We start from the raw sequence: 23,534 nt of genomic DNA on the forward strand, positions 1-23,534 counted from the left end.
TGTGCACGAACTGCTAATAACCATAAGAAGTTGTGCATCGCAGCAAATGCGTGAGCGCCTGTACTAGGGTGAGCATCGCTCACCCATTTGGGCAAGCGATGCTTGCCCTAGTACGACAACGGTTGTGCGACAAAAGTTGTACGCACGAGCGGCGCTCCAGGGTCGTTTGAAACTGAGCGCGAAAAGCGAAGACCCGTTACCCTCACACACGCCCTTATGATAAGGAAGACAGCCGAACCGCAATGCTCGAACACGACATACTCGTCGTCGGCGGTGGCCTCGCCGGCATGCGCGCGGCGGTCGAAGCGGCCGAAAAAGGCCTCGACGTCGGCCTGTTGTCGAAGATCCATCCGGTGCGCAGCCATAGCGGCGCGGCGCAGGGCGGCATCAACGCCGCGCTGGGCAACCGCGAGGAGGACACTCCCGAGGCCCATGCCTTCGACACCGTCAAGGGCTCCGACTACCTCGGCGACCAAGACGCCATCGAGTTGTTCGCCAACGAAGCGCCGCAAGCCATCATCTGGCTCGACCACATGGGCTGCATCTTCTCAAGAATGGACGACGGGCGCATCGCGCAGCGTCCGTTCGGCGGCGCGTCGTTCCCTCGCACCTGCTATTGTGCGGACGTCACCGGTCTGGTGATCCTGCACTCGCTGTGGGAGCAATGCCAACGGCTGAACGTCAAAGTCTATGAGGAGTGGTTCGCGACCGCGCTCGCGGTGAACAACGGCATCGGCGCCGGCGTCGTGGCCCTGAACGTGGCCGACGGTTCCGTGCAGGGCCTCAAGGCGAAGGCCACGATATTGGCCACCGGCGGTGCCGGTCGCAGCTTTTACAAGACCACGAACGGCCTCTCCAGCACGGGCGACGGAATGTCCATGGCGTACCGCGCGGGCATTCCGCTCTTGGATATGGAGTTCGTCCAGTTCCATCCCACCACGCTCAAGAGCAATGGCGTCCTCATGACCGAGGGTGCGCGCGGCGAAGGCGCTTACCTCATCAATGCGCTTGGCGACCGCTTCATGTTCAAGTATGCGCCCACCAAGGGCGAACTTGCTTCGCGCGATGTCGTTTCCCGCGCCGAACAGACTGAGATCAACGAAGGCCGCGGCGTTGACGGCTGCGTGTTCCTCGATCTACGGCATCTCGGCAAGCAAAAGATCATGGAACGTCTGCCGCAGATCCGCGAGCTCGCGCTCGACGCCACCGGCATCGATGCCATCGACGAGCCCGTGCCGATCACGCCCGGCATGCACTATTGGATGGGCGGCGTTCAAACCGACAAGCACGGCGCCACGCCCATTCCGGGCATCTACGCCGCCGGAGAGTGCGCGTGCGTGTCCGTGCACGGCGCGAACCGGCTCGGCGGTAACTCATTGCTTGAAACGATCGTCTTCGGCAAGCTCTCTGCGGAGCATGCGGCCGGTTATGTGAAGACGGTCGGAGCGCTGGACTTCCCTGCCAAGCAGCGCGACGACGAAGAGGCGCGGATCCGGGGTCTGCTCGCGAACAACGGCAGCGAGCGGGTGAATGTGGTCCGCGACGCGATGGGCAAAGCGATGATGGAGGGTGCAGGCATCTATCGCCGCCCCGAGTCCATCTCGGTCGGCATCGGTCGCATCCGCGAACTGAAAAAACGCTACAAGCGGATCACGCTCGACGACAAGGGCCGCGTCTTCAACACCGATCTCACCGGCGCGCTCGAGTTGGGTTTCTTGCTGGACGTCGCGGAAACCACGCTCGCCGGCGCGCTGCAGCGCGAAGAAAGCCGTGGCGCGCACACGCGCGTCGACTTCCCCGAGCGCGACGACGAGAAGTGGATGAAGCACACGCAGGCGCATTTCAGACCGGACGCCGATCCCGAACTCACCTACAAGTCGGTCACCATGACGAAGTGGCAGCCGCAAGCGCGCGTCTACTAAAGGATAACGGATGTTAGTCAACCTCGAAGTCCAGCGCTTCGATCCGGACCGGGATGCCGCGCCGCACGTGCAATCGTTTGCCGTCGACGTCGCAGGCGGCGCGACGGTGCTCGAAGCACTCATGCAGATAAAAGACGAGAACGACGGCTCGCTTTCGTTCCGGCGTTCGTGCCGGTCGGCCATCTGTGGCTCGTGCACGATGAGCATGAACGGGCTCGACGGGTTGGCCTGCAAGACGCCGCTGCGCCAACTGCTTTCGCAGTTCGGCGAGTCCGGCGTCGCCGACGCCAAGCCGCACGAGAAGCTCAGCTCGCACACCGGCCAAGCGCACTTCGGCGCTGAAGCCACCACTGGAGCTGCACACGCGGCCGCCACCGCCGCGTCGGTCGCCGTGGACGATTCGCCGGCAGGTTCGAAGAGCTCTGGCGGTGCTTCGCCTGCCGGATCCGTCTCCGTCGGCACCGTGCGCGTCGCGCCGATGCACAATCTGCCGGTCGTCAAAGATCTCGTCGTGGACATGACCCGCTTTTGGGAGAAGAACAAATCGCTCAAGCCCTGGCTCATCCCTAAGGAAGCGCCGCCCGCGCTTGAATACCGGCAGTCGCCGGAGCAGATGGAACGGCTCTGGAAACCGGCCAACTGCATCTTCTGCGGCACCTGCTACAGCTTGTGCCCGGTCGTATCGGTCGACGACACGTTCGTCGGGCCCGCTGCGATCGCGCGCGTCGGCTATCGCTTTCTTGAAGACACGCGCGACGGTGCGCGTAAGGAGCGAGCCGAAACAATCGTCAAGGAAAACCTCTGGCTTTGCGCTCACTGCTATGCGTGTTCGTACTGTCCGAAGCATGTCGATCCGCACGAGCTGATCGCGCTCTCCTGCGTTGCCACGATTGAGGAGGGCGTCACCGCAAATACCGGCGCGCGGCACGCGCTGGTCGTCGCTGACACCATTAAGAAAACTGGTTTCCTTGAAGAATCGCAGGTGATTCCGGGTACGCTTGGCTACTTCAATCTCGTGAAGCTCGCGCCGGTCATCCCGCTCGGCCTGCGCCTATTGCTCAAAGGCAAGATGCCGCCGCTTCTCATGCGGCCAGTCCCACGCGTCACTGAAATCCGTGAGATCTTCAAGGCTGCCGAGGCGAAAAAATACTAATGGCACTCAAACAGTACGGCTATTTCCCGGGCTGCGTCGCCCAGGAATCGTGCAAGGAACTCGACCTTGCCACCCACGTCGTCGCCGAGAAATTAGGCTGGGAGCTGATCAAGCTCGACGCAGCCTCGTGCTGCGGCGCGAGCGTCGTCAACGACATGAATCGCCACCTCGCACGTATGCTCAACGCCCGCACGTTCGCCGAAGCCGAGGCGCTCGGCCTCGACACCGTGCTCACGATCTGCTCCACGTGCACCGGCCACATGCGCCAAGCAAACCACGAACTGCTCGGCAGTGAGCGCTACATGAAAGACGCGAACGACGTGCTCGCCCGGTTCGGCAAGAAATACAGCGGCAACGTCGTCACAAAGCACATGGCCTGGATCCTGCGCGACGACTTCGGCATCGACAACATCCGCAAGATGGTCGTGCGGCCGCTCACGGGCATGAAAATAGGCGCGTTCTACGGTTGTCACGTGCTGCGCCCGGAAGAGTATGCGTCGTCGGGCGAAGACCCGCGCAACCCGCACAACATGGAAGATCTCATCCTCGCGCTGGGAGCGGAGCCGATCGTATACGAAGGCCGCACGCGCTGCTGCGGCTTCCACATCCAGTTGGAGAAGGAAGACGTGACGATCAACATGGTCGGCCAGAACATGGCAATGGCCCGCGACCAAGGCGCGGAAAGCATCGTCACCGGCTGCCCGCTATGCCACCTCGCGCTCGACGCATATCAGTCTAAGTCGGTAGACACCGCGTTCGGCAAGACCGATCTGCCCGTGTTCCATCTGCCTCAGTTGATCGCGCTCGCCCTCGGCGTGGCGCCCGAAAAACTGGGCATCCAAAAACATCTCACCGACGCTTCGCAAGTATTGGTCAGCGCCGGCATCGTCTGACCGTCGTATAGCAACAATAGGCAACTGAGGGCAACTGTACTAGGGCAAGCATCGCTTGCCCAATTTTTTTTGGGCGAGCGATGCTCGCCCTAGTACGAGATGCTTGCCCTCCTACGCCGGTCAGCGCGTCAGCAAACCCGCATCGATGACGAACTGCGCCCCGGTCACGTAACGAGCACGGTCTGACGCCAGATAGATGACGGCCTCCGCGACGTCTTGCGTCTCGATCCACGGCACCGGCAAAAGATTGCCCGCCGACCGCTCTGCGATCTCGCGCGGCGTGAGGCCCTCAAGCTGAGCCAGGCCATCGTTCATGGGCGTGTTCACGCCGGTCGGATGGATCGAGTTCACACGGATGTTGTGCGGCGCGAGCTCCAGCGCCCACGACTTGGTCAAGCCGGTCACGCCCCATTTGGACGCCGCGTAGTGGCTGAGCCGCGCCATGCCGCGAAGCCCGGCGACGGACGAATTGTTGATGATCACTCCCGAGCGCCGCTCGATCATGCCCGGGATCACGTGCTTGGCCACGAGCCAGCAGCCTTTGAGGTTGATGTCGATCATCGCGTCCCAGGCGTCTTCAGTCAACTCGTGCGCCAATCCATACGAGCAGATGCCCGCGTTGTTGAACAAGATGTCGATCGCTCCCCACGCGTCCAGCGCGCATCGAACGGCCTCGAAAACCGCGCCCGAGTCCCGTACATCGCCAGTCCGCGCGACGCACTCGCCGCCGTTCGCGGCGCATTGCTCGCGAAGCGAATCCAATTCACCCGACGTGCCCATCGCATAGCCGGGTTCGGCGAGCGGCCGGGCGACGTCGAACGCGAGGATCTTCGCGCCTCGTTCGCTCAACGCCAGCGCGACGGCGCGACCTTGGCCGTGCGCCGCTCCGGTGACGAAGGCCACCTTGCCGGCGAACTCCCCGCTCATACGGACGGCTGCTTGCGGTACGGCTCGAGATACTCGTCGAGTTCGACGCGCAAAGCGTCGTTGAAAATATTCGTGGCGATCATGATGCATGCAAACGCGGTCAGCGCCACTATCTGCTCGGGCCGCAAGTGAGTGGCGAGCCGGGCGTGCAGGTCGTCCGAGACCTGATGTGGGTCGCGCACCAACTGCCTGCCGTATTCCACGATGGTTTCATCCCACGCATCTAGTCCGAAGTTCTCCGGATCCTCGCCGGCGTCGGTCATCGCGCGGCGGAAATAGGTCGAGCACACGAGGCAATCCGCCTGCGTCGATATCGCGTGCGCGAAGATCGTCGTGAGACGCTCGCCCAGAAAAGCCGTCACCTCGTCGCGAAGCGGATACCATTCCATGAGTGCGCGCAGCGCCGGCCACGAATGCCCCAAGGTCATCTTCATATTCGTCATGCGGCCGTGCTCGGCGATCTGCTTTTCGTACTCCGCGCGCGCCGGCAGCGATGCTTCTTCGTAGGTCAAGGGATGGATAAGTGGCACGAGAACTCCCCTTCTCGATCGTCGAACGAACCTCGGCGTAGTTGGGAAGACAGCGCCGCTCCTCCCCCGTGCAGGATGATTTCCAGGACATGATCCCCGTCAAACCCTTGGTGGAAGCGGCCGAAATCCGGATCCGGATGCACGTCCGCGAAACGCCGCTCGAACATTCCGCGGTGTTGAGCGGACTCACCGGCGCCACTGTATATCTGAAGCTCGAAAATCTCCAACGGACCGGTTCGTTCAAGGTCCGCGGCGCGTTCAACAGGCTCCTATCTCTTACCGAGCAAGAACGCACAAGCGGCATCGTGGCAGCGTCGTCTGGGAATCACGGCGCCGCGGTCGCGCTCGGCATGAACGCGCTTGGCCTCAGCGGTATCATCTTCGTGCCGGAGTCGGCGTCGCGCGCGAAAGTCGAAAAGATCAGGCAACTCGGCGCCGATGTACGGGCCGCCGGAGACGACAGTGGCGCAACCGAGCTCTTCGCGCGAGCGTATGCCGCCGATCGCCGCATGACGTACATATCGCCCTATAACGATGAGGCTGTTATCGCCGGGCAGGGAACGATCGGCGCCGAGATACTCCGTCAGCTGCCTTCCGTCGACGCGGTCGTCGCCTCCATCGGCGGCGGGGGATTGATCTCAGGCGTCGCCGGATATCTGAAGAGCGTCAAACCGGATGTGTTCGCGCTCGGCGTCTCCGCCCGCAATTCGATGGCGATGCAGGAGTCGATACGAGCCGGCCTCGTGATCGAGACAGAACATCTTCCGACGTTGTCGGATGGCACCGCGGGCGGCATCGAACCGGGCGCAATCACGTTCGAACTCTGCCGGTCGCTTGTCGACGAGTTCATCGATGTCGGCGAGGACGGCATCAGATCCGCGCTGCGCCTCTTCATCGAATCACATGCGATGCTGTGCGAGGGCGCGGCCGCCCTCGCGATAGCAGGCTTGCTCGCCGCAAAGGAACGTCTGCGCGGAAAAACCGTCGCGGTGCTCATATGCGGGGCGAACATCGCCGCGGATAAACTCAAAGAGGCGCTATGAATGCGTCTCGAGTCGCGGCCGATCCGACGGCGACGGCGGCGACGGCGGTAATGGCAGCGCGGGCGTCTTAGGCCCGAACATCGCTTTCCATACGGCCATCACGAATATCGCCGCTGCCACCAAGACGCCCACGACGAGCGCGAGGTGCAGCAATGGGATGAGAATCGCAAGTACGACCATCGCCGCTGCGACAAAAAACACTATCCAAAGGAAACGCATAGCTGTAGACCTCCGCGATTTGGCCGGCAGGCTGCAGCCGGACATGCTCAACATACCACGATTGGGCTCTAAGTGTTACGGAGGACCCGGGATGCTTACCCGTCGGTCCCGCAGGAAGCGATATTTGCGCGCCTAAATTTGTTTGGTCGGAACCTCGGTCCCGCAAAGGAGCCTCCCGTTTCATGGCAGTCGTCGCAGGCGAATCACTAGGACTCGAGGATTTCGGGTTCGGATACGCCGCCAGCGTGGCAAAAAATCTCAATGCCGCGCAGTTGTTCGAGCAAGCCATCTTCAACCGCGAGGGCGAAGCGGCCACCGGCGGTCCGCTCGTCGTCCTCACCGGCAAGCATACGGGACGCTCGCCGCAGGACAAGTTCTTCGTGCGGGAGCCTGGGAGCGATAAGCACATAGACTGGGGCAAGACCAACAAGCCGTTCGATGCCGTCAAATTCACCGCATTGCTCGGACGGGTCGACGAATTCTTGCGCGACAAGGCGGTGTACTCGCTCGACGCGTTCGCGGGCGCGGATCAGCATTTCCGCCTTCCCATCCGCGTGATCACACAGCGCGCTTGGCACAGCCTTTTCGCGCGTCACCTCTTCATCCAGCCGAAGCCCGGCGAACTCGACGGATTCAAGCCCGAATTCGCGGTGGTTGACGCGTGCGACTTCCTCGCCATTCCAGAACGCGACGGCACGCGCTCGGAGACATTCATCATCGTCGATTTCTCACGCAAACTGGTCCTCATCGGCGGGACGACCTACGGCGGCGAGATCAAGAAGTCCGTGTTCACCATCATGAACTACTTGCTGCCGCTCCGCAACGCGATGCCGATGCATTGCTCGGCCAACATCGGCAAAGGCGGCGACACGGCCATTTTCTTCGGCCTCTCGGGCACGGGAAAGACCACGCTGTCGGCCGACCCCGATCGTATGCTGATCGGCGACGACGAGCACGGTTGGAGCGACGACGGCGTCTTCAACGTCGAGGGCGGCTGCTATGCGAAAGCCATCAATCTGTCCGCCAAGCTCGAACCGCAGATCTATCCCACGACTCGCATGTTCGCGTCCGTGCTCGAAAACGTCGTCATGAACGAGAAGACCCGCGAGCTCGACCTGAACGATGCTTCTCTCACCGAGAACACGCGCGTCGCGTATCCGCTGACATCGGTCGTGAACACCGTTGCGTCGGGACGCGGCGGTCACCCGACCAATCTCGTCATGCTCACGTGCGATGCGTTCGGGGTGCTGCCGCCTATCGCGCGCATGACGACGGCGCAGGCCATGTACCATTTTCTCTCCGGATACACGGCGAAGGTCGCCGGCACCGAGAAGGGCGTCACCGAACCGCAAACCACTTTTTCGCACTGCTTCGGGGCGCCATTTATGGTGCACCGTCCGATGGTGTACGCGCAGGAGCTCGGCGAGCGGTTGGCACGCCATGACGTTCGCTGTTGGCTTATCAACACCGGATGGAGCGGCGGCGCGTACGGCGCCGGCAAACGGATGCAATTGCCGTACACGCGGCTGATGGTCAAAGCGGCGCTGACGGGTGCGCTCAACGACGGATCGTTCGTTGCCGATCCTGTCTTCAAGGTCGAAGTGCCGACGGCGGTGCCCGGCGTGCCGAGCGAAATTTTGCACGCTCGGGACACGTGGGCCGACAAGGCTGCGTACGACGCTAAGGCCCGGGAACTCGCCGCGAAATTCGCGGAGAATTTCGAGCGCTTCGCCGATCAGGCGACTCCCGAGATCAAAGCTGCAGCGCCCAAGACCGACTGACTGCCGCGTCCTGTAGGGGGGTAAGCAACGCTTGCCCCTTGTAGGAGGGCAAGCATCGCTTGCCCATGGGCCTTCGCGGCCGAAGCCCACAGTGAACTCCCTGGTAGAGCCCGAACAGCCCATTACACATGGAAATCGTCATCGTCGGCGGACCACATTCCGGGGTCGGCAAGACGCTAGCAGCCGAACGTGCGCTGCAAGCCCTCGTGGGCCTTGGATATGGCGCGATCAAGTTGACCGTGGCCGACGGCGAATTCGACCGTCCTCATGACCGTGGTATGTGCGGCCGCGGCGCATCGTGCGGCGTGTGCGAAACCGTGCACCGCGCGCTGCCGGCGCGCATCCTCACCGCAGGCGGCGCAATCGGAAAGGCCGGCACCGATACGTGCCGATTGAGAGATGCCGGCGCAATTTCGGTGGCTTGGGTCATCGCCTTGCGCGAAGCTGCGCCCGATGCGGTCGACGGCGCGCTGGCTTACCTCGCGCGCAACGGCGCACGCGGCGCAGTGATCGAAGGGACGACTGCGCTTGCGTGGATGCGGCCTCGCGCCTCCGTCCTCGTCGCGTGCGATCCGGGCAAGCGATGGAAGCGCGTCGCGGTCGAAAACCTTCTCGCATTTGATATCGTGCTTCGCAACGACATCCCAAGCCCGCCCGGCGATGTGCCGGCGCCGGCGAACTTCGCGCGCACAAACCCGCTAGCGTGCGATCTTTCGGACGCCTCGGAAGCCGGAACGCGCGAGTTTCAGCGTCGTCTCCGCTCGCTTTGCGCCGCCGGTGAGGGCGCGTTCACCGCGAACAGCGGTGCGTCGCCGGTAGCGTAGCGTTCGATATTGGCCGCCACCGCGTGCGCGATGCCGTCGTACGAGGCGTCGGTGACGCCGGCCACGTGGGGCGTCGCGATCACGTTGTAGGTGAATATAGGATGATGGGAATCGGGCGGCTCCTCCCAAAAAACGTCGAGCCCGGCGCCGGCGAGCTTTCCCGATTCGAGCGCAGACAGCAGAGCATCCGGATCGACCAGCCCGCCGCGCGCCACATTGATGAGGAACGCGCCCGGCTTCATCGCATCGAACGCCGCGCGGTCGATGAGGTGGTGACTCGCTGCGCCGTAATTCACGCATAGCACGACGTAGTCGGCTTGCGCGAGCGCTTCGTGCAAAGCCTCGGGGCCGAAGACACGCTCGACGCCAAGCGCCGCGACACCGCTTTGCTCGGGCCGGCGCCGCACTGCGATCAGGCGCATGCCGCACGCGCGCAAGCGCGCGGCAAGCGCCGAGCCGATGTCGCCGAGACCGACGATGCATGCCGTTTTGCGCCAGAGCGCGATGCCCGCCGGATCGCCGACCAATCCCGCCGATAGCGAGGCCTGCGCTTGCGGCAGTCGCCGAGAAAGCGCGAGCATCAGCAAGAGGGCGTGCTCCGCTGCGGATTCCGCGTTGCCCGTACCTGCGCTCGGCACTCGAGCTACCCACACCCCTGCGTCGGTCGCCGCGTCCACGTCGACGCCGTCCAGACCGACGCCGAATTGCTGCACCAATCCGAACGAACCTGCGCGTACGATCTGCGCGTCGATCCGGCTCACGTACGGCACGATCACGTCGACGGGTGGTCCCGCGAGACACTGCAGTGTCTGACCGGCTGGGCATGTCACGACGTCGTGCCCAGGAACCAGGGGGATCAGCCGGCGCCGGGATTCCGTGAAACCGTCGCCGCAGAATAGGATGCGCAAACGATGACGCCTTTCCCGCCGGCGAGAGGATTCGATCGCCGGCCAGAGATACGTCAGACGCACTCGTGGCGCATTCCTGTGGAAGTGCGCCTCGTTTGCATATTTTCGCGTTTGGAGGCAGCTAGACCATGACTTAGACCATCGCCACACTTTTCGGCGTGATCTATCTGATCGTCGGCGTCGCAGGCTTCTTTCCGCAATTGGGCGGCAGCATGAGCATGGCTTCGGGAACGCTCCTGGGCGTCGCATCCGTGAACGTCTTGCACAACATCGTTCACCTGATCATCGGGTTGGCCGGCCTTTCCGGCGGCCGGACAGAGTCGGGAGCGGCCACGTTTGGCAAGACGTTCGGCGTCATCTTACTTCTCATCGGGCTCCTGGGCTTTCTCACCCCGAACCTGCTCGGGATCTTACCGATCGGCGGCTACGACATTTGGATCCATCTGGTGAGCGGCGCGGTTCTCGCATATGTCGGCTTCACTGCAACGGCACCACGGAGCGCTATGGCGTAGCCTCAGTTCCCTATCCCGCTGGAGGACCACCGTAACATGGCAACCGTACTAGGGCAAGCATCGCTTGCCCTAGTTTTTTTTGGGCAAGCGATGCTTGCCCTAGTACAGAGGACGACGGCAGGCTGCCGACAGTTCGGCGCATGCGGCGCGGACGGCCGCACACGCGTCGGACGCGCACGCCGAACGGGCCGCTGTATCGACCAGTGCGCTGCCGACGACCACCCCATCGGCGCACCGCGCCACCTCTTCTGCTTGCGCGGCGCTTGAGATGCCGAAGCCGACGGCGACCGGAAGGTGGGTCTCTCGTTTGATGCTCGCAACGAGACTCGCCACGCCGCGGTCGAGATCCGTGCGCGCCCCCGTCACGCCGAGCCGGCTCACCGCGTACACGAATCCCGTCGATGCACGGGCGATCTTCGCGAGACGTTGCGGCGGCGTGGTCGGCGCGACCAAAAGCGGTAAGACGAGGGCCTCTCGCCGGCAAGCATCGTGCATCGGCTGACCTTCCTCGGGCGGCAAGTCCGCGATGATCACACCCGCGTACCCCGCGGCAGCCAGCCTGCCGGCGGTGCGCGCCGGCCCCCTCACCAGTATCGGATTCCAATACCCGAACGCGATGACGGGAACATCGAATTGCCCGACGTCGATCGCGAGAGTCGCATCGAAGGTCACGCCGCTCGCGAGCGCCCGCTCGGCCGCAGCCGCGATGGTCGGTCCGTCGGCTAACGGATCGGAGTAGGCAAATCCCAATTCGATGATATCGGCTCCGCCGTCCACCGCGGCTCGCACGAGGTCGACCGTGGCCGAGAGCGACGGATCGCCGGCCATCAGGTAGGCGATGAGCGCCGCGCGATTCTCGGCTCGGGCGCGCGCGAACGAACTCTCGATCGTCGGCTTCACGCAGTCGTCCCTGCGCCGGATAGCGCGAACCGCAGCGCATCTTTGTCTCCGCGGCCGGAGCAGGTCACCAACACGATCGAATCTTCGGGTAGACCCGCCGCTAAACGCCGGGCTTGCGCGATCGCGTGCGCGCTCTCAAGTGCCGGCACGATGCCCTCGAGCCGGGCGAGCGCTTGGAATGCATCGTACGCGCTGTCGTCGTCCACACCGACGTACACCGCACGACCGGTCGATCGCAAGTGCGCGTGCTCCGGTCCGACACCCGGGTAGTCCAAACCGGCCGAAATCGAGTGCGTCGCCGATATCTGTCCTTCGCCGTTTTGCAGCAAGAACGTGCGGGCCCCGTGCAGCACCCCGACGGTGCCGGCTGTGAGGCTGGCCGCGTGACCGCCCGCGACCTCCAAACCGAGTCCCGCCGCTTCAACTCCGCACAATCGCACCTCGCGATCGTCGAGAAACGCCGCGAACGAACCCATCGCATTCGATCCGCCGCCCACGCACGCCACCACATAGTCGGGCAGTTTGCCATATCGCTCGAGCATCTGCGCGCGCGCCTCGTCGCCGATCACGCGGGCAAATTCGCGGACCATCGTCGGATACGGGTGTGCGCCGACGACCGAACCGATGACGTAGAACGTGGACTCCACGGACCCGGCCCAATCTCGAAAAGCCTCGTTCGTCGCGTCTTTGAGGGTCTGCGACCCGCTTCTGACCTCGTGGACTTTCGCACCTAGAAGCCGCATGAGGTAGACGTTGAGCGATTGGCGCTGCACGTCGACCGCGCCCATATAGACTTCGACCGGCAAGCCGAACAAGGCGCCGATCGTGGCGGTCGCCACGCCGTGCTGGCCCGCGCCGGTCTCGGCGATGAGTCTCGTCTTCCCCATCCGGCGCGCGAGCAGCCCCTGACCGACGGTGTTGTTGATCTTGTGTGCGCCGGTATGATTGCAGTCTTCCCGCTTGATGACGATGCGCGCGCCGCCCGTCGCGCGCGTGAGGTTTCGCGCCTCGAAAAGCGGCGACGGCCGGCCGACGTAGTCTCGCAAGAGCACGCGATATTCCGCCCAGAACGACTCGTCCGCGAATGCTGCGCGCATAGCCGCTTCGAGCCGGCAAAGCGGCTCGAACAAGACCTCGGGAACATACCGGCCTCCGAACTCGCCGAAGTATCCGCGGGCGTCGGGCCCGTTCATCATCGCCTCCATCGTCAGATCGCGCCGCGCGCCGCGAGGACGAATGCCCGCACGAGCGCGTCGTTCTTGCGGCCGTCGCGCTCCACGCCGGAGCGCACATCGACCGCGTCCGGCCGTATCGCCTGTATCGCGGCTGCCACCGTTTCGGGCTTGAGTCCGCCGGCCAGCACAAAGCAGCGGCCCGCCGCAGATCGCAGCGCGCGTGCGGTTTCGATCGGCACCGGCACGCCGGTTCCACCGTACGCTTCGCCAGTCCGGGAATCGGCCATCACCGCTACCGCTCGCGCGGCTGCGAGGTCTTCCCGCGACGGCATCCGGCGGCCGGCGCCGACGATCGTGGGTTTGCCGAACGAACCGCAGAAGATCGGGTCCTCGTCGCCGCTGAACTGCAGCACGTCGAGTCTGCACGAATCGATGGCCGAGCGCACGAGCTCAGGCGTTGGGTTGACGAAGACGCCGACGGTGGTCACAAACGGCGGGGTGACCGCGGTCAAAGCAGCGGCTTTCTCAACGTTCAGCCCGCGCGGCCCAACGTCGAAGATGAACCCGAGCGCGTCAGCGCCCGCCGCGACGCACGTCGTGATCTCCGAGGCATCGGTCATCCCGCATATCTTGACGCGCATCATCGTTCTCCTCGCAACAGCCGCACTGCCGTCTCTTTGTCGGACGAGCGCATGAGCGCCTCGCCGACGAGCACCGCTCCTGCACCCGCCCGCCCGCTGGCTGCAACATCCTCGGCCGAGCGGTAGCCGCTCTCGGCCACGACGAAGCAATCCGGCGGCAAGCTCGATGCCACGCGCGCTGCAGTGCCGGCATGCACGTCAAACGTCCCTAGGTCACGGTTGTTGACGCCGATCAAACGCACACCGATGCCGATGGCGCGAAGAGCTTCTGCCCCATCGTGCACTTCGACGAGCGGCGTCACTTGCAACGCGCTCGCCAGCGCGAACAACCCGCGTAGCAGGTTGTCGTCGAGGATCGCGGCGATCAAGAGCACGGCGTCCGCCCCAGCCGCGGCCGCCTCCCAAACCTGATAGGCGTCGACGATGAAATCTTTGCAGAGCACGGGCAAACCGCAGGCCGCGCGCGCGACGCGCAGGTCGTCCAGGCTTCCGCCGAACATCGACGCTTCCGTCAGGACGGAAAGCGCGGCGGCGCCCCCGCGCTCGTACGCCGACGAGACGGCCGCGGGATCCGCCGCTGGATCGATGTCGCCCGCCGATGGCGAGCGCCTTTTGAATTCGGCGACGATCGCCGGCACCGTACCGGTTCGCCCGGCGCGCAGCGCCGCCGTGAAATCACGGCGGTCCGTCCTGGCCAGCGCCGCGTCGCGATGCGCGGCCACGGGTGTGCGCCGTTTCGCTTCTGAAACCGATGCTCGACGCCGCATGATCAGTTCGTCGAGGACGCTCATGACGTCGATACCCGGACGAGTCCAGCCAGTTTTGTCGCCGCTGCACCGCTTGCGATGCTGAAGCGCGCGCGTCGCAATCCATCGCGCAAATCGGATGCGATGCCCGCGATCACGAGGGCGAGCGCCGCGTTCAGCGCGATGACGTCGCTTTGCGGTCCCGAACCCCCGGCGAACACCGTGCGCACGATGTGTGCGTTCTCGTCGGCGTCGCCACCGCGCAGAGCCGGAAGCTCGCTGCGCTCGAGGCCAAGTGACGCTGGGTCGATTTCGTACTCCATGATCTGCGAGCCGGTCCATTCCACCACGCGCGTCGGTCCGGAAAGGCTCACCTCGTCCATGCCGTCGTGACCGCGCACCGCGGCCGCGCGTTCCGAGCCGAGGCGTCGCAGCGCTTCGGCCACCGTCCGAACCGCGCGCTCGTCCGCGACGCCGACTACCTGGCGTTGTGCGCGCGCCGGATTCGCGAGCGGGCCGACGAGGTTGAAGATCGAGCGGATGCCGATCTCGCGCCGCGCGGGGCCGACGGCGCGCATCGCCGGATGGTGGGCTTGCGCGAACAAGAACGCGATGCCCACCTCTTCCAGCGCCCGCGCCGATGTGGCGGGCGACGCGTCGACGCGGACGCCAAGAGCGGACAAGACATCCGCGCTGCCGCAACGGCTGCTCATCGCCCGGTTGCCGTGCTTGGCGACGGTCGCTCCGGCGCCGGCCGCCACGAACGCGACTGCGGTCGAGATGTTGAACGAACCCGATCCATCGCCCCCGGTCCCGCAGACGTCGAGCAATGGCGCGTTCGCGCTGTGCACCTCAAGCATGCGTTCACGCAGCGCATCTGCAGCGCCCGCGAGCTCATCCGCCGTTTCGCCCTTCGTCGCAAGCGCGGCCAGGAGCGCACCAACCTGAGCTTCAGACGCCTCGCCGTCGACGATCGCCTCGACCGCGGCGCGCACGTCCGACATGCTCAGATCTTCCCCGCGGACCGCGCGCCGGATGCACATGGTCATCGTTTCTGCGGCGGCCGCCGATCTGACACCCGTCGCGCCGATCATGAGACCAGCCCCGCGGCGCGTAAGACGTTCTTCAACATGTGCGGCCCGGATTTTGTGAGGATGGATTCGGGGTGGAACTGCAGACCGTACGTCGGATGGCTTTTGTGGCGCAGCGCCATGATCAGGCCGTCATGCGTCCGCGCGCTGATCGTGAGCTCCACCGGAAGATCGCCCTCGTCGACGATCAACGAGTGATATCGGCCAGCTCGCACGCGCAGCGGCAAACCTTCGAACGGCGGCCCGCCGTCGTGCACGATCTCGCAGGCGCTGCCGTGAACGGGCTCCGGCGCGTGCTTCACCGACGCGCCGAAGGCAACCGCGATCGCCTGGTGTCCGAGGCAGATGCCGAGCACCGGCACGCGGCCGCTCAACGCGCGGACCACGGCGACGGAAAGACCCGCGCTCTCCGGACGGCCCGGACCCGGTGAGATGACGAGAATGGCCGGCGGCTGCGCCTTGGTTTTATCCATGTCGATCTCGTCCGCGCGCACGACGGACGGCGAGAAGCCGAGCGCGCCGAATCCTTGCGCAAGATTGTATGTGAAGGAATCGTAGTTGTCGACGATCAGCACATCGCGCGTCATGCGGGAAGGCCTCCCGCTGCCATCGCAAGCGCGGCCAACGTCGCGCCGAGCTTGGCTCGGCATTCACGGTCTTCGCCCTCGGGATCCGACGCTTCGACGATGCCGGCCCCCGCCCGGAGATGGAACGCGCCGCCGTAGGCGTGCATGCTGCGCAAAGTGATGCATGAATCCAAACTGCCGTCAAAGCCGAACCGGAGAACGGCGCCGGCATAGAATCCACGCCGCGTTCCTTCAAGCTGCGCGATGAGTTCGAGCGCCCTGACCTTCGGTGCGCCGCTCACGGTGCCGGCCGGAAACGCGGCCGCCATCAAATCGAACGCATCGAGCTCCGGCTTGAGCTCGCCGCTCACTTCGGACGCCAGATGCATGACGTGGCTGAACCGTTCGACGTCCATGAATTCGTCCACGCACACGCTCCCCGGCGTACACACGCGTCCAACGTCGTTGCGCCCGAGATCGACGAGCATCGTGTGTTCGGCGCGCTCTTTAGGATCGCGACGAAGTGCGGCGGCGCGCTTGCGGTCGGTCTCCGGGTCGTCGCTGCGCGCGCGGGTGCCCGCCAGCGGACGCACGATGGCCCGGCGTCCCTCGAGTTTCGCGAGCAGCTCCGGCGACGAACCGAGGAGCTGGCCCCAGCCGAGATCGATGAAGAACATGTACGGCGACGGGTTAATGGAGCGCAGCGCGCGGTAGACGTCGAAAGGATCCGCGTCGCTTTCAACCGTCCGACCCTGAGACAAGACCACTTGAAAGACCTCGCCGTCGTAGATAGCAGCCTTAGCGGCGGCGACGTTCGCGCAGAACCGGGCAGCGCCGGGTCCATCTGAGGTCGCGGCAAGTTCGCGCGGAGGTTGCAGATCCGACCCGGCGTATGCGATGAAAGGTGCGGCGGTCAAAGCCGCGACGATGTCCGCGTCGTCGCGCGACGTTCCGTCTTCGGCGGCCAACGTCGTGATGGTCGCACGATGCGTGAAGTGGTCGAATACCACGAGCGTCTCGGGCACGACGAGGTGAAGGTCGGGCATAGGATCGTGCGCGCGCGGCAAATGCGGCAAGCGCTCGAGGTAGCCGGAGAATTCATGCGCAGCGGCCCCGAAAAGCCCGAAGAACGGCGACCGTCTGATATCATCGGCGGCAGGCGACAACGACTCGAGGACCGAGCGGCATGCGTCGAGCGGCGACGCGCCGGTGGCCCGCAGCTCCCCGCCGTCGATCGCGGTCGATACTTCTCCATCGAAAACGCGGACTTCGCCGCGCGCGCCCACGCCGATCAACGACCTGCGCGCTCCGACACCCGCGCCGAGTGCGCTCTCAAAGAGCATGGCCGGACCTTTGCGCGCGCGCACGATGGCGAGATATGCGCCTATCGGCGTGACGGCGTCTGCAAGGACGTCTCGGTGGACGATGCGGCGGAAAGTGTTCAACGTGGCCTCCGGTCCCCGTAGGAGGGCAAGCATCGCTTGCCCATTTTTGGCATATCGCGGGCAAAAGAAAACGGGCCCTCGATTTGCGATCGAGAGCCCGCCGAATCTTTGGCGCTATGCGCCTTACGCTGGTGTGGTCAGCTTGAGCGACTCACACCCGCATTGAATCGGGCGGGCGTGACCCACCACCACGAGGACGCAGTTACGGAATGGGCAAGCGATGCTTGCCCTAGTACGGCTTGCCCTAATACATTTGTCATCGGACCGGTTGGTGCGCTTTTCAGGATTGCAATCCCTTCTCTTACGACTGCAGCAGCTCGAGCTGCGCCATTTCCGCCGCGTCGCCCTTTCGGATACGAGTCCGTATGACACGCGTGTAGCCGCCGCTCCGCCCCGCCAAGCTAGGCGCGATCACTTCCATGACCTTTTTCGCCACCGCCTCCGATGTGAGGTACGAAGCGACGATGCGGCGGCTGGCGAGATCGCCTTTCTTAGCGCGCGTGATCAAACGCGATGCGACGCGAGAGACTTCTTTCGCCCGGATGATCGTGGTCTCGATCTTGCCATGCGTGAACAGCGAGGTGGCGAGATTGCGGAGCATCGATCGACGGTGGTCGTCGTTCCGGCCGAGGCGTTTTACGTCTTGTTTGTGTCGCATGTCCGCCTACTGTGCTTTCAAGCTGAGGTTGCGCTCGACGAGTTTCTCTTTGATCTCGTCGACGGACTTCTTGCCCAAGTTGCGCATGTTCATGATCTCTTCTTCCGTCTTCTGCAACAGCTCGGAGATCTTTGTGATGCCTGCCCGTTTGAGGCAGTTGTACGACCGAACCGAAAGATCCAACTCGTCGACCGGAATATCCCAACCGGCGAACGGTTTGGCTTCTTCGACGGGCGCCTCCACTTCGGCGCGCCCGCTGAACGTGACGAACAGACCGAGCTGTTCCTGGAGAATGCCGGCCGCGGTGCTCAACGCCTCGTCGGGCGTGAGACTGCCATTGGTCTCGATCTCGATGAGCAGGCGGTCGTAGTCGGTGACCTGTCCGACGCGCGTGTCTTCGATTTGATACGCGACCTTGCGGATGGGCGTGAAGATCGAGTCCACCGGGATGAGCCCGATGACGTGTTCGACGTTGCGCTGCTTGTCCGCGGTGACGTAGCCGCGCCACTTCTCGACGCCGATCTCCATGAACAGCCGAGCCTTCTTGTCGGAGAGCGTCGCGATGTGATACGCCGGGTCGAGCAGTTCGATATCCGCATCCGGCACGATGTCCGAAGCGGTGACTTCCCGCTCGCCTATGGCCTCGATGCGCAGCACTTTCGGCTCGTCCGAACTCAGCTTCAGCGGCAGACCTTTGAGATTGAGGATGATGTTGGTCGTATCTTCGACCACGCCCGGTATGGTGGAGAATTCGTGGAGCACGCCGTCGATCTTGACGTACGTGACCGCGGCCCCGGGCAGCGACGAGAGAAGGATCCGCCGCAGGCTGTTGCCTAGCGTGATCCCAAACCCGCGCTCCAGCGGTTCGATCGCGAACTGCGCGTAATTATCGCGGCGCTCCCGCACCTCGATAGTCGCCCGTTGAAATTCCAAAACTGCCATATTTCCCTTCCAAGATTCGTGGATCACAAGAAATCGTTATCTCGAGTAATACTCGACGATGAGCTGCTCCTCGACGTTAGTGTCGATGTCGGCGCGCGCCGGTTTGGCGAGCACCTTCGCTTTGAGTGATTGTTCGTTGAATTCAAGCCAACCGGGCACGCGGCGGCCTTTGGCGTATTCGGTCATTGCTCCGAAGAGCGGCGATTTCGTGCTCGTCTCGACGACCGCGACTTCGTCGCCCGGCCGCACCTGCATGGACGGGATGTTCACCCGCTTGCCGTTCATGGTGAAGTGCCGGTGGCGCACCATTTGCCTCGCTTGCGCTCGCGAAGTGGCCAAGTTGAGGCGGTAGACAACGTTATCGAGCCGAGTTTCGAGCAGCCCCAAAAGCGACGCGCCCGTCTGTCCTTTGGTGCGTGCCGCCTTGTAGAAATAATTCTCGAACTGTTTTTCGAGCACGCCGTAGATGCGGCGCATCTTCTGCTTCTCGCGCAGCTGCTTTCCGAATTCCGACACCTTGGGGCGGTTCTTCGTGTTCGCCTTCTGGCCTGGCGCAGCCGTGCGGCGTTCCACCGCGCACTTCTTGCTCAAGCAGCGCTCGCCCTTAAGGAAGAGCTTTATCTTCTCGCCCGGCTTCGACCCGCTGGCGCTTTCACGCCGGCAGAGACGGCAGACAGGACCGGTATAACGTGCCATGTGTTAGCTTCTAGCCTCCTAGACTCGACGCCGCTTCGGCGGGCGGCAACCGTTATGAGGTATCGGGGTGACATCTTTGATCAGCACGACTTCCAAGCCGGCGGCCTGCAGCGCACGGATGGCGGCTTCGCGTCCGGCTCCCGGCCCCTTCACGTAGACCTCGACCTGGCGCATGCCGTGCTCCATGGACTTTTTCGCGGCGGTCTCAGCCGCCATTTGCGCGGCGAACGGCGTGGACTTCTTGCTGCCCTTGAAGCCCATGTTGCCCGAACTCGCCCACGCCACCGCGCCGCCTTGGGCGTCGGTGATGGTGACGATGGTGTTGTTGAAGCTCGACCGGATGTGCGCGACGCCTTGCGAGACGTTCTTGATGACGCGCTTCTTCCGGGTACGCTCCTTTTTCGGTGCTGCTGGCATCTACCTATTTACCTCCGGGCCCTTTGGCCTTCTTCTTGCCGGCGACGGTCTTCTTCGGACCTTTCCGGGTGCGGGAATTCGTCTTCGTCCGCTGCCCGCGCACCGGAAGCCCGCGGCGATGGCGGATGCCGCGGTAGCAGCCGATGTCCATCAGCCGCTTGATGGCGCCGCCCACCTCGCGCCGTAGATCGCCTTCGACCTTGAGGCCTTTTTCGATCTGCTCGCGCAGCTTTTGGATATCTTCGTCCGTGAGATCCTTGACGCGGATGTCCGGCGAGACGCCCGTGAGGCCGAGCAGTTTCTGCGCGGTCGGACGGCCGATGCCGAAGATGTACGTCAGGGCGATCTCGATGCGCTTTTCGCGCGGCAGGTCGATGCCCGCAATTCTAGCCATATCTTATCCTTGCGCCTGTTTGTGTTTCGGGTTCTCGCAGATCACGCGCGTGCGTCCGGCACGTTTGATGACCTTGCATTTGACACAGATCTTCTTGACCGAGGGTCTGACTTTCATTACTTATACCTATACGTGATGCGGCCTTGAGTGAGATCGTAGGGCGACAGTTCCACGAGGACCCGGTCGCCCGGAAGTATGCGGATGAAGTTCATCCGGATCTTGCCGGACACGCGTGCGAGCACGCGATGTCCGTTGCTGAGTTCCACTCGAAAGAATGCGTTCGGCAGCGGCTCTACCACGACGCCTTCGACTTCGATCGCCTCTTCTTTTGGCGATTCGGTGGTGGCTTTGCGAGCGTCGTTTTTCTTAGCGGACCGCCTGCGCGCTCCGCTGCGTCTCCGTGCTGCCAACCCATCCTCCTTTCGCCATGTCGTCGCCGGTTACCGTCAGGATCTCGTATCCGCCGGGCGCTATGGCCACCGTGTGCTCGAAATGGGCGGAAAGCTTGCCGTCGGCCGTGACCACGGTCCAGTGATCGGGTTTGGTGAACACCTGCCAGCCGCCCTGATTCACCATGGGCTCGATGGCGAGGACCATTCCGCTTTTCAACTTTGCGCCGGCTCCGCGCTTGCCGAAATTGGGCACTTGCGGCTCCTCGTGCAGATTGCGCCCGATGCCGTGACCCACCAACTGGCGCACCACGGAGTACCCGCGCGCTTCGACAAAAGTCTGAACCGCGTTGCCGATGTCCGAGACGTGCGCGCCTGGCTTCACCTCGCGGATGCCGACGTAGAGCGCCTCTTCCGTGGCTTTGAGCAGGGCCTTCGCCTCGACCGAGATCTCGCCGATGCCGACCGTGCACGCCATGTCCGAATACCAGCCGTCCACGATCGAACCGATGTCCAATTTGAGCAAGTCACCGTCGCGCAAGATCCTCTCACCCGGAATCCCATGCACGACTTCTTCGTTGACGGACAGACAAATGGACCCGGCAAATCCGTGATATCCAAGGAAGGCCGGTTCACCACCCTGCGCCCGGATGAGCTTCTCGGCCAAACCGTCGATGTGTTTTGTGGTCATGCCCGGCGCGACCGAGCCGCAAAGCTCGGCGAGCACGGAGGCGTTGACGCGCCCACTCGTGCGCATCTTGCGCAGTTCGCCTTCGGACTTGCACTGAATCATATGGTTGCCGCCGCGACCGGGGGCACTGCCGCGATAATGGCGGCGAACACCGCGTCCACCGTTGCCGTGCCGTCGATCTTCACGAGTTTGCCGGCGCCGCCGTAGTACGAGAGCAGCGGCGCGGTGCGCTGGTCGTACACGTCGATCCGGTGCGCCGCTGTGGCTTCGCTGTCGTCTTCGCGCTGGGCGAGTTTGCCGCCGCAATGGTCGCAGGTGCCGGCGGTCGCCGGCGGCGCTAAGAACACGTGGAAGGTGGCGTGGCAGTCGTCGCACACTCTGCGGCCGCTAAGCCGGCGGACGAGTTCGTCTCGCGGCACGGCGATCTCGACGGCTGCGTCGAGTCGCCAGCCCAGCTTCGCGATCAGCGCGTCCAGCGCCGTGGCCTGCTGCGCGGTGCGCGGGAATCCGTCCATGATGAAACCGGTCTTCGCATCTGGTTCACGCAGCCGTTCCTCGATGATTCCGATGGTGACATCGTCGGGCACCAGTTCACCACGATCCATGAACCCCTTCGCCGTGAGTCCCATGCCCGAACCGGCCACGACCGCCGCGCGGAAGATGTCGCCGGTGGCGATATGCGGCACGCTGAACGCTCCGGCGAGCCGGCGAGCCTGCGTGCCCTTGCCGGCGCCCGGAGCGCCGAGCAAGATGATGCGGACCACGCGCGCGGTCATTGTTTGATGAACCCGCGATAGTCACGCATGGCAAGACGCGCTTCGATCTGGTTCATCGTGTCGAGCGCCACGCCGACGACGATGAGCAGTGACGTGCTTCCAAGATAGAACGTGGTGACGTGCGTGAAATTCTGCGAGACGTTCGGCAAGATGGCGAGCAAGCCGAGGTAGACCGCGGCGACGACCGTGATGCGGTTGAGGATCTTGTTCAGGTAATCGGTGGTGGGCTTTCCGGGCCGGATGCCAGGGATGAACCCGCCCTGCTTTTTCAGGGAATCGCCGATATCATTGATGTTCACCACGACTTCGCTATAGAAGAACGTGAAGCCCACGACGAGCAAGAAGTAGACGAGATTGTAGAGGACGCCGCCGTAGTTGAAGTACAGGGTCATGAAGTCGCTGAAGCCGCGCATCCAGGCCACCCCGCTCTGCGCTCCCCACTGCGATATCTGCTGTGGGAAGAGCAGGATCGAGATCGCGAAGATGATCGAGATCACGCCCGCGTTATTCAAGCGCAGCGGGATGTAGGTGCTTCGTCCGCCGTAGACCTTGCGTCCCACGACGCGCCGTGCGTACTGCACCGGCACGCGGCGCTGGCCCTGATACATGAAGATGATGGAGATCAGCGAGATGGCCGCGATGATGATGAAGATGGCCACGCCTGCATACGGCAACGCACCCTTTTCGCCGAGCGCAAGCGTCTGGCTGAAGTAGGTCGGGTAGCGCAGGATGATGCCCACGAAGATGATCAGCGAGACGCCGTTGCCGATGCCGCGGTCGGTGATCTGTTCGCCGAGCCACATGAGCCACACCGTGCCGGCGGTGAGCGTGAGCACGACCATGACCAGATAGAATATGTCGGTGCGCAAGAACACGCCCGCGCGATTGAGCGCGACGACCATGGTGGTGGCCTGCAGCAGCGCCAACACAACGGTCAGCCAACGGGTCCACAGACCGACTTTCTTGCGTCCTTCCTCACCGCCGTGCTGCATCAGCTCCTTGATCTCAGGGAACACCACGGTGAACAATTGCATGATGATGCTCGCGTTGATGTAGGGCGTGATGCCCATCGCGAGCACGGAGAAGCGCTGCAGCGCGCCGCCCGATAGGAACCCGAGGAAGTTCAAGAATTGACCTTGATTGAGGATGGTCTGCCACTTTGCGATGTCGACGTACGGCACTTGGACGTGAACCATGAGCACGAACACCGCAAACGCGCCGAACACGAACAGGATCCGGTTACGGATCTCTGGGACCACAAGTGCGTTCGCTAGGTTACGCCAAATCGTCATCGA

The 23,534-nt window shown here is 63.7% G+C and carries 28 protein-coding genes; 7 read left to right on the forward strand and 21 right to left on the reverse strand.

Annotated elements, in window-relative coordinates:
- Positions 1 to 242 precede the first annotated feature (242 nt).
- The 3 genes from VII69_11890 to VII69_11900 are packed head-to-tail and all read left to right on the forward strand — an operon-like array spanning position 243 to position 3,968.
- Entirely contained in the window at positions 243 to 1,922 is a 1,680-nt protein-coding gene (locus VII69_11890; GenBank protein HEY5095807.1) for an FAD-binding protein, read from the forward strand.
- A 10-nt stretch (positions 1,923 to 1,932) separates the two neighbouring features.
- Positions 1,933 to 3,075, forward strand: coding sequence for a succinate dehydrogenase/fumarate reductase iron-sulfur subunit (locus tag VII69_11895; protein HEY5095808.1), 1,143 nt, complete (start codon positions 1,933 to 1,935; stop codon positions 3,073 to 3,075).
- Positions 3,075 to 3,968 carry a CoB--CoM heterodisulfide reductase iron-sulfur subunit B family protein gene (locus tag VII69_11900; protein ID HEY5095809.1) on the forward strand — a complete coding sequence of 298 codons (894 nt, stop codon included), beginning with the start codon at positions 3,075 to 3,077 and terminating at the stop codon, positions 3,966 to 3,968. Before VII69_11895 ends, VII69_11900 begins: the two co-directional genes overlap by 1 nt.
- A 120-nt stretch (positions 3,969 to 4,088) precedes the next feature.
- Here the strand turns inward: VII69_11900 and VII69_11905 are convergent, their stop codons facing one another.
- Both VII69_11905 and VII69_11910 read right to left on the reverse strand, forming a co-directional pair.
- Positions 4,089 to 4,895: a mycofactocin-coupled SDR family oxidoreductase gene (locus tag VII69_11905; protein ID HEY5095810.1), complete on the reverse strand. Its 807-nt coding sequence runs from the start codon at positions 4,893 to 4,895 to the stop codon at positions 4,089 to 4,091.
- Positions 4,892 to 5,425: a hypothetical protein gene (locus tag VII69_11910; GenBank protein ID HEY5095811.1), complete on the reverse strand. Its 534-nt coding sequence runs from the start codon at positions 5,423 to 5,425 to the stop codon at positions 4,892 to 4,894. The genes VII69_11905 and VII69_11910 overlap by 4 nt, the downstream gene beginning before the upstream one ends.
- Positions 5,426 to 5,514: 89 nt before the next feature.
- Between VII69_11910 and VII69_11915 the strand changes: the two genes are divergently transcribed.
- Positions 5,515 to 6,468: a threonine/serine dehydratase gene (locus VII69_11915; GenBank protein ID HEY5095812.1), complete on the forward strand. Its 954-nt coding sequence runs from the start codon at positions 5,515 to 5,517 to the stop codon at positions 6,466 to 6,468.
- On the opposite strand, the gene VII69_11920 is transcribed toward VII69_11915, so the two are convergent.
- Positions 6,463 to 6,687: a hypothetical protein gene (locus VII69_11920; protein ID HEY5095813.1), complete on the reverse strand. Its 225-nt coding sequence runs from the start codon at positions 6,685 to 6,687 to the stop codon at positions 6,463 to 6,465. The two genes, VII69_11915 and VII69_11920, sit on opposite strands and share 6 nt — an antisense overlap.
- Before the next feature lie 182 nt (positions 6,688 to 6,869).
- Between VII69_11920 and pckA the strand changes: the two genes are divergently transcribed.
- Both pckA and VII69_11930 read left to right on the forward strand, forming a co-directional pair.
- Positions 6,870 to 8,468: a phosphoenolpyruvate carboxykinase (ATP) gene (pckA, locus tag VII69_11925; GenBank protein HEY5095814.1), complete on the forward strand. Its 1,599-nt coding sequence runs from the start codon at positions 6,870 to 6,872 to the stop codon at positions 8,466 to 8,468.
- 128 nt (positions 8,469 to 8,596) lie between these two features.
- Positions 8,597 to 9,292, forward strand: coding sequence for a hypothetical protein (locus tag VII69_11930; protein ID HEY5095815.1), 696 nt, complete (start codon positions 8,597 to 8,599; stop codon positions 9,290 to 9,292).
- Here the strand turns inward: VII69_11930 and VII69_11935 are convergent.
- Complete coding sequence (locus tag VII69_11935) at positions 9,214 to 10,200, reverse strand: 2-hydroxyacid dehydrogenase (GenBank protein ID HEY5095816.1); 987 nt, start codon at positions 10,198 to 10,200, stop codon at positions 9,214 to 9,216. The two genes, VII69_11930 and VII69_11935, sit on opposite strands and share 79 nt — an antisense overlap.
- A gap of 140 nt (positions 10,201 to 10,340) precedes the next feature.
- Here VII69_11935 and VII69_11940 point away from each other — a divergent pair, with 140 nt between their 5' ends.
- Positions 10,341 to 10,712, forward strand: coding sequence for a DUF4383 domain-containing protein (locus tag VII69_11940; GenBank protein ID HEY5095817.1), 372 nt, complete (start codon positions 10,341 to 10,343; stop codon positions 10,710 to 10,712).
- A 99-nt stretch (positions 10,713 to 10,811) separates the two neighbouring features.
- Here the strand turns inward: VII69_11940 and trpA are convergent, their stop codons facing one another.
- The 17 genes from trpA to secY form a co-directional block, all read right to left on the reverse strand.
- On the reverse strand, positions 10,812 to 11,612 hold the full coding sequence (gene trpA, locus VII69_11945; protein HEY5095818.1) for a tryptophan synthase subunit alpha: 801 nt from the start codon (positions 11,610 to 11,612) through the stop codon (positions 10,812 to 10,814).
- Positions 11,609 to 12,808 carry a tryptophan synthase subunit beta gene (trpB, locus tag VII69_11950; GenBank protein ID HEY5095819.1) on the reverse strand — a complete coding sequence of 400 codons (1,200 nt, stop codon included), beginning with the start codon at positions 12,806 to 12,808 and terminating at the stop codon, positions 11,609 to 11,611. The genes trpA and trpB overlap by 4 nt, the downstream gene beginning before the upstream one ends.
- Positions 12,809 to 12,819: 11 nt before the next feature.
- Positions 12,820 to 13,428, reverse strand: a complete 609-nt coding sequence (locus VII69_11955; protein HEY5095820.1) for a phosphoribosylanthranilate isomerase — start codon at positions 13,426 to 13,428, stop codon at positions 12,820 to 12,822.
- Positions 13,428 to 14,219, reverse strand: a complete 792-nt coding sequence (locus VII69_11960; GenBank protein HEY5095821.1) for an indole-3-glycerol phosphate synthase TrpC — start codon at positions 14,217 to 14,219, stop codon at positions 13,428 to 13,430. Before VII69_11960 ends, VII69_11955 begins: the two co-directional genes overlap by 1 nt.
- The gene (trpD, locus tag VII69_11965; GenBank protein HEY5095822.1) at positions 14,216 to 15,268 is read right to left on the reverse strand and encodes an anthranilate phosphoribosyltransferase; all 1,053 of its coding nucleotides are present in this window, start codon (positions 15,266 to 15,268) and stop codon (positions 14,216 to 14,218) included. Before trpD ends, VII69_11960 begins: the two co-directional genes overlap by 4 nt.
- Positions 15,265 to 15,852: an aminodeoxychorismate/anthranilate synthase component II gene (locus VII69_11970; GenBank protein ID HEY5095823.1), complete on the reverse strand. Its 588-nt coding sequence runs from the start codon at positions 15,850 to 15,852 to the stop codon at positions 15,265 to 15,267. The genes trpD and VII69_11970 overlap by 4 nt, the downstream gene beginning before the upstream one ends.
- Positions 15,849 to 17,276 carry an anthranilate synthase component I family protein gene (locus VII69_11975; protein ID HEY5095824.1) on the reverse strand — a complete coding sequence of 476 codons (1,428 nt, stop codon included), beginning with the start codon at positions 17,274 to 17,276 and terminating at the stop codon, positions 15,849 to 15,851. The genes VII69_11970 and VII69_11975 overlap by 4 nt, the downstream gene beginning before the upstream one ends.
- A gap of 301 nt (positions 17,277 to 17,577) precedes the next feature.
- Entirely contained in the window at positions 17,578 to 17,934 is a 357-nt protein-coding gene (gene rplQ / locus VII69_11980; protein HEY5095825.1) for a 50S ribosomal protein L17, read from the reverse strand.
- 6 nt (positions 17,935 to 17,940) lie between these two features.
- Positions 17,941 to 18,876, reverse strand: coding sequence for a DNA-directed RNA polymerase subunit alpha (locus VII69_11985; GenBank protein ID HEY5095826.1), 936 nt, complete (start codon positions 18,874 to 18,876; stop codon positions 17,941 to 17,943).
- 36 nt (positions 18,877 to 18,912) lie between these two features.
- A complete protein-coding gene (gene rpsD, locus VII69_11990) occupies positions 18,913 to 19,572 on the reverse strand; it encodes a 30S ribosomal protein S4 (protein HEY5095827.1) in 660 nt (219 codons plus the stop codon).
- A gap of 18 nt (positions 19,573 to 19,590) precedes the next feature.
- Positions 19,591 to 19,989 carry a 30S ribosomal protein S11 gene (rpsK, locus tag VII69_11995; protein ID HEY5095828.1) on the reverse strand — a complete coding sequence of 133 codons (399 nt, stop codon included), beginning with the start codon at positions 19,987 to 19,989 and terminating at the stop codon, positions 19,591 to 19,593.
- 4 nt (positions 19,990 to 19,993) lie between these two features.
- Positions 19,994 to 20,383 (reverse strand): 30S ribosomal protein S13, encoded by a 390-nt coding sequence (gene rpsM, locus VII69_12000; protein HEY5095829.1) that lies wholly within the window; start codon positions 20,381 to 20,383, stop codon positions 19,994 to 19,996.
- A 3-nt stretch (positions 20,384 to 20,386) separates the two neighbouring features.
- Positions 20,387 to 20,500 (reverse strand): 50S ribosomal protein L36, encoded by a 114-nt coding sequence (rpmJ, locus tag VII69_12005; protein ID HEY5095830.1) that lies wholly within the window; start codon positions 20,498 to 20,500, stop codon positions 20,387 to 20,389.
- Positions 20,500 to 20,700: a translation initiation factor IF-1 gene (gene infA / locus VII69_12010; GenBank protein HEY5095831.1), complete on the reverse strand. Its 201-nt coding sequence runs from the start codon at positions 20,698 to 20,700 to the stop codon at positions 20,500 to 20,502. Before infA ends, rpmJ begins: the two co-directional genes overlap by 1 nt.
- 49 nt (positions 20,701 to 20,749) lie before the next feature.
- Complete coding sequence (gene map / locus VII69_12015; protein HEY5095832.1) at positions 20,750 to 21,565, reverse strand: type I methionyl aminopeptidase; 816 nt, start codon at positions 21,563 to 21,565, stop codon at positions 20,750 to 20,752.
- On the reverse strand, positions 21,562 to 22,239 hold the full coding sequence (locus VII69_12020; protein ID HEY5095833.1) for an adenylate kinase: 678 nt from the start codon (positions 22,237 to 22,239) through the stop codon (positions 21,562 to 21,564). Before VII69_12020 ends, map begins: the two co-directional genes overlap by 4 nt.
- Positions 22,236 to 23,531: a preprotein translocase subunit SecY gene (secY, locus tag VII69_12025; GenBank protein HEY5095834.1), complete on the reverse strand. Its 1,296-nt coding sequence runs from the start codon at positions 23,529 to 23,531 to the stop codon at positions 22,236 to 22,238. The genes VII69_12020 and secY overlap by 4 nt, the downstream gene beginning before the upstream one ends.
- Positions 23,532 to 23,534 lie beyond the last annotated feature (3 nt).

Source organism: Candidatus Eremiobacteraceae bacterium (assembly GCA_036511855.1).
Lineage (GTDB): Bacteria > Vulcanimicrobiota > Vulcanimicrobiia > Eremiobacterales > Eremiobacteraceae > JABCYQ01.

Coding starts and splice junctions, on each gene's coding strand:
- rpsD (HEY5095827.1), bottom strand. CDS start 19,572: ATGGCACGTTATACCGGTCCTGTCTGCCGTCTCTGCCGGCGTGAAAGC.
- VII69_11955 (HEY5095820.1), bottom strand. CDS start 13,428: ATGCGCGTCAAGATATGCGGGATGACCGATGCCTCGGAGATCACGACG.
- VII69_11905 (HEY5095810.1), bottom strand. CDS start 4,895: ATGAGCGGGGAGTTCGCCGGCAAGGTGGCCTTCGTCACCGGAGCGGCG.
- pckA (HEY5095814.1), top strand. CDS start 6,870: ATGGCAGTCGTCGCAGGCGAATCACTAGGACTCGAGGATTTCGGGTTC.
- VII69_11960 (HEY5095821.1), bottom strand. CDS start 14,219: ATGAGCGTCCTCGACGAACTGATCATGCGGCGTCGAGCATCGGTTTCA.
- trpD (HEY5095822.1), bottom strand. CDS start 15,268: ATGATCGGCGCGACGGGTGTCAGATCGGCGGCCGCCGCAGAAACGATG.
- rplQ (HEY5095825.1), bottom strand. CDS start 17,934: ATGCGACACAAACAAGACGTAAAACGCCTCGGCCGGAACGACGACCAC.
- VII69_11930 (HEY5095815.1), top strand. CDS start 8,597: ATGGAAATCGTCATCGTCGGCGGACCACATTCCGGGGTCGGCAAGACG.
- secY (HEY5095834.1), bottom strand. CDS start 23,531: ATGACGATTTGGCGTAACCTAGCGAACGCACTTGTGGTCCCAGAGATC.
- VII69_11895 (HEY5095808.1), top strand. CDS start 1,933: ATGTTAGTCAACCTCGAAGTCCAGCGCTTCGATCCGGACCGGGATGCC.
- rpsM (HEY5095829.1), bottom strand. CDS start 20,383: ATGGCTAGAATTGCGGGCATCGACCTGCCGCGCGAAAAGCGCATCGAG.
- VII69_11900 (HEY5095809.1), top strand. CDS start 3,075: ATGGCACTCAAACAGTACGGCTATTTCCCGGGCTGCGTCGCCCAGGAA.
- VII69_11890 (HEY5095807.1), top strand. CDS start 243: ATGCTCGAACACGACATACTCGTCGTCGGCGGTGGCCTCGCCGGCATG.
- VII69_11985 (HEY5095826.1), bottom strand. CDS start 18,876: ATGGCAGTTTTGGAATTTCAACGGGCGACTATCGAGGTGCGGGAGCGC.
- trpB (HEY5095819.1), bottom strand. CDS start 12,808: ATGATGAACGGGCCCGACGCCCGCGGATACTTCGGCGAGTTCGGAGGC.
- map (HEY5095832.1), bottom strand. CDS start 21,565: ATGATTCAGTGCAAGTCCGAAGGCGAACTGCGCAAGATGCGCACGAGT.
- VII69_12020 (HEY5095833.1), bottom strand. CDS start 22,239: ATGACCGCGCGCGTGGTCCGCATCATCTTGCTCGGCGCTCCGGGCGCC.
- rpmJ (HEY5095830.1), bottom strand. CDS start 20,500: ATGAAAGTCAGACCCTCGGTCAAGAAGATCTGTGTCAAATGCAAGGTC.
- VII69_11970 (HEY5095823.1), bottom strand. CDS start 15,852: ATGACGCGCGATGTGCTGATCGTCGACAACTACGATTCCTTCACATAC.
- VII69_11915 (HEY5095812.1), top strand. CDS start 5,515: ATGATCCCCGTCAAACCCTTGGTGGAAGCGGCCGAAATCCGGATCCGG.
- VII69_11920 (HEY5095813.1), bottom strand. CDS start 6,687: ATGCGTTTCCTTTGGATAGTGTTTTTTGTCGCAGCGGCGATGGTCGTA.
- rpsK (HEY5095828.1), bottom strand. CDS start 19,989: ATGCCAGCAGCACCGAAAAAGGAGCGTACCCGGAAGAAGCGCGTCATC.